The organism is Streptomyces sp. NPDC005955, assembly GCF_042871255.1.
In the GTDB taxonomy this organism is placed as follows: Bacteria; Actinomycetota; Actinomycetes; order Streptomycetales; family Streptomycetaceae; genus Streptomyces.
This window is the reverse complement of record NZ_JBIAIF010000004.1, coordinates 1-12,382: the sequence shown is the minus strand read 5'-3', so window position 1 is coordinate 12,382 and position 12,382 is coordinate 1. Positions and strand designations below refer to the sequence as shown.

Sequence of the window (12,382 nt, the reverse complement as noted above, 5' to 3'; positions counted from 1 at the left end):
GCGACCTACCAGACACGTACGACCTCGTCGGCGGCCGAGTCTGCGGTGCCAAGCGCTGGACGCTTCCGGCATCGGACAGCAACAGCAGGACGCCGTTTACTTCTTTCGGTAGAGACTGATCAGCGAAACTCCGGGAAAGACTGGTCGAGATACCTGATGCCGAGCGGCCGACAACTCTGATCTCGCCTTCAAGGAACAAAGGGACCACGCGTTGCCCAACGGCACCCGACGACCGACAACGCCCGGTTCCTGAACCCTCCGTACGCGCCCCAAGCGAAGGAGTCAGGATGACCACCTCAGAGGAAACGTCCTTACCGGCGGAGTACCGTGCGACAGACGAGGAGCGCGTCGAGGTAGACGCCGTCATTCTCGGCGCCGGCATCGCCGGGCTTCACCAGCTGCACCTGCTCCGCCGACTGGGACTGCGCGTGCTGCTTTTCGACAAGGCCGGTGACGTGGGCGGGACATGGTGGTGGAACCGCTATCCCGGTGCCCGCTTCGACAGCGAATCCCACGTCTACCAGTACATGTTCGACGAGGAACTTTACAAGGGCTGGAGCTGGACGGAGAGGTTCCCTGGGCAGCCCGAGATCCAGCGCTGGACCCAGTACGTCGCGGACCGGCTGAACCTCCGGGAGCACATACGGCTCTCGACGACGATCACTAGCGCGGTGTTCGACGAGGACCGCAGCCGCTGGACGGTGCGTACCGACCGCGGTGACACCGTCGACGCGCAGTTCTTCGTCAGCTGCGCCGGACCGCTCTCTGCCCCCCTGGAGAATCTCTTCGAGGGGCAGAACAGCTTCTCCGGCGACATCCTGCACACCGCGAAATGGCCTGCCGAGGACGCAGACATGACCGGCAAACGCATCGGAGTCGTCGGCATCGGCGCCACCGGCATCCAGGTGATCCAGACAATCGCCGGAAGAGGTCAGCACCTCACCGTCTTCGCACGTACGCCGCAGTACGTACTCCCGATGAAGAACCGCGTCTACGGCGAAGAACAGCAATCCGCCTACAAAGCCCGCTTCGACGAAGTCAGCTCGACCGTCCCGCACACCTTCGCCGGATTCGACTTCGACTTCGCACACGTCTGGGCCGAGTACACCCCACAACGGCGCCGCGAGGTGATGGAAGAGCTCTACGCGGACGGCTCGCTCAGACTCTGGGTAGGCGGATTCGCTGACCTCTTCTTCGAACGCGAGGTCAACGACGAGATCTCGGAGTTCGTCCGGGACAAGATGCGAGCCCGCCTCCGAGACGACCGGCTCGCCGACATACTGGTCCCCTCCGACTACGGCTTCGGCACCCGCCGAGTCCCCCTCGAAGACAACTACCTCGAGGTCTACCACCGCCCGGACGTCGAACTGGTCGGCATCCGGGACAACCCGATCGCACGTATCGCCCCCGAGGGCATCGTCCTCAGCGACGGCACCGTCCACGAACTTGACGTCATCGTGCTGGCGACAGGCTTCGACGCCGCCACCGGCTCGCTGACCCGCATCGACGTGCGGGGACGCGACAACCGCAGCCTCGCCGAAGACTGGAGCCGCGACATCCACACACTGATGGGCCTCGGCATACACGGCTACCCCAACCTGTTCACCATCGGAGCCCCCCTGGCACCGTCAGCCGCGCTGTGCAACATGACCACCTGCGCACAACAACAGGCCGAATGGATCAGCGACGCCATCGCACACGTCAGAACCCAAGGCGCCACCACGATCGAGGCCACCAAGGAAGCCGAAGACGCCTGGATCGAACATCACGAGCAGACCGCCGCCGAAACACTGGTCCCCGGCACCGACAGCTGGTACACCGGATCCAACGTGTCCGGCAAACCACGACGCCTCCTCTCCTACACCGGCGGTGTGGGGGCCTACCGGCAGAAGTGCCACGAGGTCGCCACCAGCGGCTACCCCGGGTTCGCCATCACCTGAAGGGCAACCAAAGCACCGGAACCTGAGCATCCCCCTCCACCCTCAACTCCGCCGTCCTGAAAAGCCGCTGGTAGACGCTCTCCGGCTCCCTGGGAGCTCTACGCTCTGCCGATTTGCTCCGGAGACGGGGCACCTTGCCGCTGCTCGGTCAAGCGCCGCACTGCTGACACCGTTTCCGGGCCGGCTGGATGTGGAGAGTGCTGACCACACCCACGTTGCGGCGATGCTGGTGGAAGTCTGGGACGTGGAGCCCGTTGTCCAGTCTGTTGCCGACTGGGACGACCGGGGGGGAGAGAGAGCGTCTTGGCGTCGGGGAAGCTTGCTGTGTGGGGTGTGACGGCCGGCCCGCTGGAGGAGACGCTGCGGCTGTCGGAAGGGCCGGGGCGGCGGGCGGTACGCCTGTACGTACAGGGGCGCGCTGAGGTCGCTCGCTTGGCACAGGAGGGTATCCCGGTAGGCGTCGAGCGGTATCTCGTCCAGGTTTGGCCGGCCGAGGCGTGGCCGGTCAGGTGCCACTGAGCTCGTCGGCCCCTGGCGGGCTACGAGGTCGGGAGGTGACCGGTTGCTGTAGTGGCGGCGGACCGGTGGGCGTCGGCCTGAGGGCTTGCGTCTGACCGTCGGGGGAGTGGGACGGTGGTTAGTGTGATGGCATGGGTGAGTTACGGATAGCCATGCAAGTCCACATCGAACGTTCGCTGTTCGGGATGACTTCGGAGGGAAGCCCAGTCTCGTGGACGGACCTGCCGATGGGACCGACGGGGGCAGTGCACGTGGTGGACGGCACGGCGCTCTTCATTAGTTGTGCCCAGGAGCATGTTGCCACGCTGACGCTGCAGGTCAGTCGTATGAAGACGGAGAGCCTCGGCGACGGATATGTCCTGGTCGGGAGCTGGGCGTTCCAGAGTCATCTCGGGCAGTTGGTCCTGGACACCATCAGTGGGGGTGGGTGGGTGGACGTCCGTCTGGAGCCCGGCCGGTTGTACACGATGCACGTGTGGCGCAGGGGTGGGGAGTCCGCTGAGGAGCGGTTCTACGGCGAGTTGCGTGGCGTCACACTAAAGGCGGGCCTTGAGGACTACCTGATCGAGTTCGTGCCTACGGGCGTGCACACTGCTGCCGCGGGTACGCGGATGTCCGCGCTGCCTTAGAGGTCCTAACAAAGGCGTTGGACGTGTCGGTGGGTGATGAGGCAGGTGGCGAGGCCAAGGAAGGCTTCGTGGATGTCGTCGCGTCGTTCCCAGTGGACGCGTAGACGCCGGAAGCCGTGCAGCCAGGCGATGGTCCGCTCGACAACCCACCGGTGGATGCCGAGGCCGGATCCGTGAGGGACTCCGCGGCGGGCGATCACCGGTTTGATGCCCTGGGCCCAGACGAGACGGCGGTACTTGTCGTGGTCGTAGCCCCGGTCGGCCAGCAGCATGTCCGGCCGTCGCCTGGGCCGGCCGACTAGGCCGGCCACAGACGGGATCTTGGCGAGCAGAGGCATCAGTTGAGTGACGTCGTTGCGGTTTCCGCCGGTCAGAGACACGGCGAGCGGGATCTCCTGCCCGTCGACGAGGACGTGGTGCTTGCTGCCCGGCCGTGCACGGTCGACCGGGCTGGGCCCGCTTTTGGGCCCCGCCGAGCAGCCCGGACATGGCTTGAGTCGATCACCGCCCGCGACCAGTCCAGCTGCTTGGCCGACCGCAGCTCCTTGAGCAGGACCAGGTGCAGCTGGTCCCACACGCCAGCCTCATTCCACAGGGCAAGCCGTCGCCAGCAGGTCATGCCCGAGCCGAAGCCGAGCTCCTGGGGCAGGTACTCCCACTGGATCTCGGTGTGGAGTACGAAGCAGGATCCCACACAAGGGCCTGCCGGTCGGGCACCCTCGGCCGCCCCGACACCAGCTTCGGCGCCGGGACCGGGAGTAACGGCTCGATCAGCGACCACAGTTCGTCCGAGACGATCCACGGCCGGGAGTTCCTCTTCGCCACGAACGGACCAACGAGCAACCAAGCTGACAGTCACATGATCAACAGCTTCTGTTAAGACCTCTTAGAGACCGGGCCCGCTCGGATCAGCGTCCTGCCGAGCCCCACGCGCCGCCCGTCAGGGTGCCGGGCTCCACACCAGCAGGGCGACTATCGCGGCCGCAGCGATCAGCATCGCCGCGAACACCCCGACGACACTGCCCTGCCCGTCCGGCCGATCACCGCCGGCCGTCCGCACCTCCGCCCATGTGCGCCTGCCTTCGTCAGCTGTGGGATGACCGCCCGGTCACCGAGTCCCATCGCGCCCGCGCCCGGTCCAGCTCCCGGCGTGCGGATGCCGGCCGGAGATCCGAGCGCTCTGCCTCGGCCAGCCGGTCGAGGTCCGTACGGGCCGCGTCCACCGCATCGGTCCCGGCCTTGACCCGGGCGAGGTCCTCCACCGCCACCGCCAGGCGCTGCTCACGCCCCGCAAACGCCGTCTTCTCCGCCGCCACCGCGTTCGTGACCCTGCCCGCGAACCCCCGCACCTCGTCCTCCGTGTGCTCCTCATAGGGCAGGGTCGCGAACCGTTCACCGCCGTCCGGCAGCGTCGCGTAGAGGAACTGACTGGCCTTGCCCACCTCTATCCGGACCACCAGCCCGACGAGCGGCAGTTCCTCCCGGCCGACGACCAACACGTGCTCGTACAGTGAGGCCCTATCACCCAGCTGGTCAAGGAGCTGCCCCGGGCCCGGGAACGCGATGCCCTCCACTCGCAGCTCCGCCGCACGGACCCGCCGCCGGTAGACCCCCTCCGCATCCTTCAGACGCCCCTCAACGGCGGCCCTGCGTTCTGCTGCTTCGCTGCGCAGGCGGGACACCTTGCCACGGGCCCGGTCCAGGGCCTCACGCTCCGCCGCGTACTCGGCCCCGAAGGCGTACCTCCACCCTCCGGGGTACCGCCACAGCCTCCACACCAGAAACCCTCCGGCCATGAGGATTCCCCAGGTCAAGTAGCGGACGACGTCCATGACTTCCCTTCGCAGCCGACACGGTCGTCTCTACGTGTAGCGCCTCCGAAGGGCCGCTGGAGGGAGAATCCGGAGACAGCCCGGGAACTGATACTGCGGCACCCAGGTCCTACCCGATCCGGAGCTGGGGACGGTCTCGCCGCAGGTGCGGGTGCTGCCCCGGTTCGACCGGGAGGCTCCGGACGCCCGGGCGGACGATCTGGTGGAGCTGGCCGCCCTCAGTTCCGACCGTCCCGCCGCCTCCGGCCCGGACGGTTCGGCCGCCAGATCGAGGTTCCAGGAGGCCAGGGCCGCCTTCGCGGCGCCGTAAGAGCCCGCGCCCTGGTCGGCGGCGATCGAGCCGATCTGGACCTCCATGCCTCCCGGCGCGCGGCTCGCGCCGGGAGGCGTGGAGGTTGGCGCGGTAGGCCCGGGCGTGCCGGGCCAGGTCCGCCGCCGTCCCCTCGGCGTGGTCGTCGTCCCCGTCCTGGGCGAAGTCGTTTTGCCGCCCGCGTTGTTGACCAGGACGTCCAGCGCGGCGGGAAGTTCGGCGGGCAGCGCGGCGAGTGCCACCGGGTCGGTGTCGTCGCACACCACGCCCCGCGCCCCGGTCTCCCGCGCTGCCGTGGTCAGCGGGCCGTCCCGGCGGCCGGTGATGACGACCCGGTCGCCCGCGTCCGCGAAGTGCCGGCCTGCGAACGTCTGGCCGCCCGCGCGGTGCCGGTCCCGCGAGGCTCCCCCGTCGTGCCCCGGCACCACCTCCCACCTACGAAGGAGTGGCCTTCTTCGCCTGGTTGTCGGGCCTTCCAGAAGTTCGGGGCATCGTCGTCCGGGTGGGGCCCGTAGCCGCCGACCGACGGGCCGGAGCCCTGACTCTGTGGTCGTCCTGTCCGGCGCGGACCCGCCGCGCCTGCTTTCCGAGGGGGAATCGTGTCCACGCTCGCTCTGCTGGTTGCCCTGCTGCTGGTCCTGGTCGTACTGCTGATCGTCTGTGCCGTGGGCTACGCGGTTCACCGCGTACCGGCGCTGAACCGTCCGGTCACGGCCGGGATCGCCACCGTGGCAGCGCTGGCGGCCGTGATCGCCGTCGTCGTCGCAGGTGGCCACTGACACCCGCCCCGAGGCCAGCACCGGAGCGCCCGTTCCGCCCGGTGACCGCCACCCCGGCCCGTGACACCGCAACCCCGTGACGCCCCCGGGCGGTGCCGGGTGGCGGCCGCTTCGTCGCCGCGCGCCCGGACGCGCGCCCACCGTCTCTGCACCACCCGCTGGACCGAGGCCGACCTCCGGCCCGCCCGCCGCCGTGACGCCCAGGACCAGCAGTTCCCGCCCGACACCGGCACCCCGGCTGGGCCCGGGCTCCCGGACGGAGCGGCGGGGGAGTGGGAGATCCCCCGGGCCCCTCTCCGATATGACCGGGCCGTCATCGCCGCCGGGGTGCAATGCCGCCGCCGGCTCCCGCGGTGCGGGGCCGGCGGTGAACGCTCGGTGAACCCTCCCGCCTCACGGGATCAGGCTTTTCCCCAGCTCAGGGTGGGTGTCCTCTGGGGTGATGTTGAGTGTCGCGAAGGTTCAGAGGCGTAACGCCTGGCGCTACTACATACGCGGAGTCGCGTTCGGGGATGGCCGCCGCCCGGTCGGCCAGTCGTTGAAGGACGCACAGGAGATGGCCGGTCTCCCGCCGGGACGGTGGTGGGGGCGCGGTCCGGCCGCGCTCGGGCTCACCGAGGGCGGCCAGGTGTCCGAGCGGCAGCTGGAGCTCGTCTTCGGAGAAGTCCGGCACCCGGACGCCGACCGGATCGAGCAGCGCCTCCTGGACGACGGCGCCGACGCGGCCACCGCGCGATGGGCGACCGTGCTGGGGCAGCCGGTCGAGGAGATCGAGGCCCGCAAGCAAATGCCGCTGCTCGCTCTGGACTTCACCTTCCGGCCGCAGGCGTCCCTGATCGTGTTGTGGGCGCTGGGCGCCGCCCATCCGCGCCGGGTCATCGAGCGGGCGCACGAGCGGGCCGTCGCCGCGGCGCTGCGCTGGATCGAAGACGAAGTAGCCGAGACCCGGTGGTCCTTCGGCCGCGGCCGCGCGAAGAGACCGGCGTTGGTGGTCGCCGCGTTCCGGCACTACGACAACCGCGACGGCTTCCCGCTCCTGCACGACCACTGCCTGGTCCTCAACCGCGTTCAGCGCCTGGACGCCGACGGTGAACCGGTCTGGGGCGCTCTGGACACCTACCGTCTCTACCGGCACGTGGTGGCCGCCGGGACGCTCTACACCCTCACCATGACCACGGAGGTGTGCGAGGAGCTCGGCCTGGCGACCGTGCCGAGGGAGGTGACACCCGGGCTGCGCTCCGTCATGGAGATCGCGGTGTCGACGCCGAGCTCATCGACTGGTCCTCCACCCGGCGTCAGCGCATCGAGGACGCCCTGGAGGTGCTCACCGACCAGTACGTGAAGGACCACGGGCGGCTGCCCGGGGAGAAGGCCCGGCACGGCCTCGGCTGGCAGGCAGCCCAGGACACCCGCCCCGAGAAGAAGACCCCGCGCCCCTTGAAGCAGCTCCTCGCGTGGTGGAAGGCGTCCGCGCTGCTGAAGTTCGGCAAGCAGATGGTCGACGGGCTCCTTGAGCGCTGCCGGGCTGCGGGTGCGGCGATCCGGGCCCGGGTGGATCCCGCCGTGGACGTGGCGCTCGCCGCCGTCGACGTCGCCGTGGTCGTCTTCACCGTGCGCGAGAAGTTCTCCCGGCGCCACATCCTGGCCGAAGCGCGCCGGCACCTGCTGGAGACACTGCGCGGCCGAGCGTTCCCGCCGGGTCTGGACGACTCCATCGCCGACCGGGCCCTGCTCCGCTACTCCCGCCGTCACACCGTCACCAAGCCCGGCCGCGAAGCGCCTGCGGCGGACCGGATGACCTACACCGCCGACTTCCCGGTACCCGACCGGTGGTGGATCGCCGACGCCGAAGGCACACCGCCGCGGGAGTCCAGCCGCTACGAACGCGCCCGCCTCGCCAGCCTCGCCGTACAGGGCGCGATCCGAGATACCCGTATCCAGGCCGACACCGCCACCGAGGCGACGACCACGACCTCGGCGGTCTCCGCACCCGCCGACGCCCGCGACCTCGACGAGGGCGAGCACGACCAGGCCCCGCCGCACGCCGTCGACCACCCCGGCCGGGACGCCGCACTCACCCCGGCACAACGGTCCGCCGCCGTCCACGCCCACCTCCAGGCCGCGATGCCCCAGGAGTACGCGGAGGGCCGGACGGCCGATCCGGAGACATGGACGACATCCCCGGAACGCCTCGCCGCCCTCGCCAAACTCACCGCCACCACCGAGGCCCGCAGCCGCGCTCTCGCCGAAGCGGACGCCCACCACCGCGCCATCGAGGAACGGGAGTCCCCGCTCACCGACCCGGCCACTCCAGGCGGCCAGCGCCGCTGGACGGCGGGTGCGGGCGCGACCGCACCACCGCACCGGACCGGGTGCGCACCGAGCGCATCACTGCCGTTGTGGGAGTGGAGTCCACCGGGCCGGTGGGTGGGCAGGGTGGACTCCATCCGGTGCGCATCCGGTGGGAGTGGAGTCCACCGCGAAGCGCACCGGGCGGTGGTCCGTCAAGGGGATTCCGCTGGACATCGGGCGGAATTGGATGGCTTGGACAGTTCTGTACTGACTCGTGTCGGGAAGCGCAGGATGCCGGTCGTCCGCTGTTCTCGCCTGCGATGAGAGGTCTCATGACAGACATACCCACAGGGACGCGCGCCGGACTCATCAACAGGGCCTCCAAGGCCTCCCTGACATGGGACAACAACTACGCGCGCTGGATACCGGACGGCGTCCAGGGACTCAAGCCGTTCTGGGGCCTGCTGGGGTTGGACAACAACCAGTTCTTCCTACAGCTCGACCGGCCCGGCGGTGGTCTCCTCACCGTGCGGAGCGACCGGGGGGACGTCCCTGTCGGGGAGTACGGCGCCGGCCACCGGGAACTGCAACTGCTGTCCCCGTTCGCGGGTTCCGATTCGGCGGCCAGGCGCCAGGTCTTCGTCCTGCGTCCCACGGACTCCGGCTTTTACACCATCAGCAGCCAGGACGGCGCACGCGCGCTCACCGCCATAGACGGCGGTCTCGTCCACATGACGCCCGTCACCGGCGCCCCGGCGCAGCAGTGGTCCATGAGGTCCCAGCAGCAACACTTTACCTTCCGCGCCATGCCTGAGAGCCCCACCCGGCATGTGGTCTACGACGCCTTGGGCCCCACCATCAACACGGTCGTCCCGCCCCCGAACATCACCTCCTACGCGCGGCCGAACCCGGACACCACCCCTGAGGTCCTCCTCGGCATCACCGCCCTGCCCTCACCCCTGGTCCAGGACCCTCAGTACCCGGGCCAGTCCAGACAACAGGCGATAGATCACCCGTGGTACCTCGTCCGCCGCTACGGCTTCTACCGGGTCGGCTACTACTACGACAGCACCGGCGTAGACCCCAGGACCGAGACGCAGACCGTGAAGGTCGGCCTGACCAGTACCAACGCGCAGGAGATCGAGCGCACCACCGGCATCTCCGTCACCTCCGAGGCCGGCTTCGCGTTCAAGGGCCTCTCCGCCTCCGTCAGCACCACCTACAGCCAGCAACTGCGCACCCTGACCTCCTCGTCGACCACCCAGGACAGCGAGAAGACCATCAGCATCACGCGCACCTTCAGCAGCGGCTACCGCAACGCCCTCTCCATCTGGTACCGCGCCGACCGCTACACCGTGGAGCGCCCGCCCAAGAGCAACCCAGGGGGGCAGTTCGGCGACGTCATCCTGGAGTGGGAGACGACGCTGGAGAACGACACCGTGGAGCGCTCCTACGCGCCTGACAAGCCGAGGACGAGCTGAGCCGTCCGTCAGATGGGGTGGTGCGTGGTGCGGACGATGCCGTGCATCGCCGTACGGCGGACCACCGGACTCCGGTGGGCGCACCGGGGAAGCGCACCAGCGCTGCTGTGGGCGTGAAGCGCCCCTCACCGATGGGTGAGCACGGTGGACTTCATCCGATGCGCGGCACCGGGTGGGAGGGGGCATGACGATGGGGGAGTAAGGAGGGCATCCGATCCACCCGCGGCGGGCCGCACCCCCCTTGTCCTCCTCCGCTACCTCCGGCATCCCCACCGAAACGGGCGGCGTCGGGGGGAGGAAGGATCCCTCCTCCCCCCGACGCCGCCCCGACTGGTCCGGCTCGGGCTGCGTCCGGCCGGTCGCCCTGTGCTGCGCGTCCGGCCCCGTGGGCAGAGGCCCGCGCCCGGGGTGCGGTGCGGGCGTGACTCCAGTCACGGACAAAACCACCCGTCAAGGGGATAGGCAAGGCGAAATCGGACACCCGCCGTCGGTGATGGCCAGACCGCGGTCAAGGGGTGGCTCCTCACGGTGGGGCCCGGCCCGTACGCACATCCGCCTGCGGGCCGGACCTGTCACCGATCCGGCCTTGATGGCCGGAGAACCGCGAGGATCCGATGACCACCGCCCCCACCCCGAACACCCCGACCGTCCCGCCAGCCCCGGCACACCCCGCTGCGACAGCGGGCCCCGCAGCAAGCCCTGCGGCGGGCCCCGCGCCCGGCCCCGCGGTCGTCGGCCGCCGCCTGGCGGTTGTTGCTGGTCAACCCCCTTGCCCGCCCTCCCCGGCCGGTTGCAACTCCTCTTCTCCCAGCATGAATGTGCCTGGAGAAGCGTCCCGGCCCCGCAAGGCTGCGGCAGCGAAGGCCGGCGCGGAACTGCGTGGCGAGGTCCTGCTCACCCTGGCCCGGCTACGCCTGGCCACACCCCGCCAGCTGAAGGCCTGCTGCTTCCGCACCAGCAGGACACCGACCACGTCCGCCGCGCGCTGCGCAACCTGCTCGCCGAGTCCCCGGCCCTCGTCGGCCGGACCCACCGCGCCCAGCAGAGCTACTGGTACTGCACCCCGGCGGGTCTCGCCGAAGCCGCCGCCTCCGGTGAGCTCGCGTCGCCGGTCGGCCGGACGACGGGCAAGCGCATCGCTGCCAGCAACACGGGCCTTCGGGAACACGGCCTCGCCTTGGTCGACACCGTCATCGCCTTCCACCAAGCGGAGATAGCCGACCACGCCGACTGGCGGGTGGAAGTCGGCCACCCCACCCCGGCCGGGAACCTGCTGCCCGACGGCGTCGTGCTCCTAGCCGACGGCTCCAGCGCGTTCGTGGAGATCGACCGCACGATGTCCTACGCCGGTCTGCTCGCCAAGCTGGAGCGCTACGACGCCTACCGCAACGCCCCGGCGTCCGGGCGCGGGAACGCCGCCCGCGCCCCGCGCTCCCACTGGCAGGAGACCTACGCCGGGCCGTCCCTGGAGCGGCCCTTCCCGCTGCTGCTGTTCGTCTTCGCCCCGGCCAAGCGCCGCGCGACCCCGGACACGAGGGAGGCCGCCTTCCACGACCGTGCCCGGCCGAACTGGCGGATCACCGTCGCGACGACGACCCTGCACCGGCTCACCCATGAAGGAGCCGACCGGCCGGTGTGGCGGATCGTCGGCCGCGGGGAGAACCGGCGGGTGCTGGCCGCAGCGCCCAGGCCGCAGTGAGCGCAGCGGACCGGGCCCCGTCCCTCGCGAGCCCTCGCCAGAACCCAGCCCGAGAGCCGGCGCTCCCCGAGAACCTCGCGGACCGCCGACGTCGGCGGAGCCGGCGGAAGAAGCTCGGTGGGGAACCGGTCGTAGCTGACGCCGTCGACCGACCGCACATGGTCGGGCGCCCGGAAGGCAGCGTGAGGGACCGGGGCGGGTATCGGCGCGAAGGCGGCGATCATTTCCGCCGCCGGCGGCGTTGAAGCCGGGTATGGGACTGAACGAGCAGGCCGCGCCCGTGGTTGAGTAGTGGGCCGAGTCGGCGGTGGTGAGCGCCTGTCATCTCGCCGACGTCGTCGCGCCCACGGCCTGGAGCGCTGCGGCGGCCGAGGACGCGCTCGACGCAATCGACGTTCTGGCCGCCGCGCTGTCCGGGATCAGCCCGGAGACCGCCGGGGCGCTCGCCGCCGTGGTGGCGGCCAGCGCCGACGCGCGCAGCCAGGCTCGGTCTCCCCGCCGACGCTGACACCGCTGATGCCAGGGATCCGGTCCTGCCGGCGGCCCGTACCGGTCCCGGGACGGCGTCGCGGTCCCGGCCGAGGCGTCGTGGACTCCCGGATACAGGGGTCTGCCCGCGCCCGCTGCACGGCCGCCTGCATCCGGGCCCCGGGCGGTGGGTGTGCCCGGCTCCCGGTGAGGTCCGGGGCCGGCGGGGGTGAGTCCGGGGGCTTGAGGTGGGGGAGGGGCGGTTGTGCACACTGCCTGGCATGGCGCTCTCCGTTGTGACCCGTGTCCACCTGATGGTGACGTTCGTGCTGGTGATGTGATGAATCTGCCGACGATCACCAGATCGATGGGTTGTCTGAGCTGGTGATCTAGTGATCGTTTCCGGACTGCTCCAGGCGCCTCTGGAGTGGCC

Annotated in this window: 8 protein-coding genes and 2 pseudogenes; 7 read left to right on the top strand and 3 right to left on the bottom strand. The window is 70.2% G+C overall.

Annotated features, from left to right (window positions below; all coding sequences use genetic code 11):
* Positions 1–287: 287 nt before the first annotated feature.
* On the top strand, positions 288–1,940 hold the full coding sequence (locus ACFYOU_RS11805) for an FAD-dependent oxidoreductase (protein WP_391305009.1): 1,653 nt from the start codon (positions 288–290) through the stop codon (positions 1,938–1,940).
* An 845-nt stretch (positions 1,941–2,785) separates the two neighbouring features.
* The gene (locus ACFYOU_RS11800) at positions 2,786–3,088 is read left to right on the top strand and encodes a hypothetical protein (protein ID WP_391305008.1); all 303 of its coding nucleotides are present in this window, start codon (positions 2,786–2,788) and stop codon (positions 3,086–3,088) included.
* A 5-nt stretch (positions 3,089–3,093) separates the two neighbouring features.
* On the opposite strand, the pseudogene ACFYOU_RS11795 reads toward ACFYOU_RS11800, so the two are convergent.
* The 3 genes and pseudogenes from ACFYOU_RS11795 to ACFYOU_RS11785 all read right to left on the bottom strand — a co-directional run bounded on the left by ACFYOU_RS11795 (position 3,094) and on the right by ACFYOU_RS11785 (position 5,655).
* Positions 3,094–3,913: pseudogene (locus tag ACFYOU_RS11795) on the bottom strand (IS5 family transposase).
* A gap of 260 nt (positions 3,914–4,173) precedes the next feature.
* A complete protein-coding gene (locus tag ACFYOU_RS11790; RefSeq protein ID WP_391305006.1) occupies positions 4,174–4,884 on the bottom strand; it encodes a hypothetical protein in 711 nt (236 codons plus the stop codon).
* A 66-nt stretch (positions 4,885–4,950) separates the two neighbouring features.
* On the bottom strand, positions 4,951–5,655 hold the full coding sequence (locus ACFYOU_RS11785; protein WP_391305004.1) for a hypothetical protein: 705 nt from the start codon (positions 5,653–5,655) through the stop codon (positions 4,951–4,953).
* 174 nt (positions 5,656–5,829) lie between these two features.
* Here ACFYOU_RS11785 and ACFYOU_RS11780 point away from each other — a divergent pair, with 174 nt between their 5' ends.
* From ACFYOU_RS11780 to ACFYOU_RS11760, 5 genes and pseudogenes are all read left to right on the top strand, one after another.
* A complete protein-coding gene (locus tag ACFYOU_RS11780) occupies positions 5,830–6,009 on the top strand; it encodes a hypothetical protein (protein ID WP_391305003.1) in 180 nt (59 codons plus the stop codon).
* A gap of 442 nt (positions 6,010–6,451) precedes the next feature.
* Positions 6,452–8,625, top strand: a pseudogene (mobF, locus tag ACFYOU_RS11775) (MobF family relaxase).
* Between the two features lie 8 nt (positions 8,626–8,633).
* Positions 8,634–9,782 (top strand): hypothetical protein, encoded by a 1,149-nt coding sequence (locus ACFYOU_RS11770; protein ID WP_391305001.1) that lies wholly within the window; start codon positions 8,634–8,636, stop codon positions 9,780–9,782.
* 769 nt (positions 9,783–10,551) lie between these two features.
* Positions 10,552–11,481, top strand: a complete 930-nt coding sequence (locus ACFYOU_RS11765) for a replication-relaxation family protein (RefSeq protein WP_391304999.1) — start codon at positions 10,552–10,554, stop codon at positions 11,479–11,481.
* A gap of 310 nt (positions 11,482–11,791) precedes the next feature.
* Positions 11,792–11,989 (top strand): hypothetical protein, encoded by a 198-nt coding sequence (locus ACFYOU_RS11760; protein WP_391304997.1) that lies wholly within the window; start codon positions 11,792–11,794, stop codon positions 11,987–11,989.
* Positions 11,990–12,382: the final 393 nt, after the last annotated feature.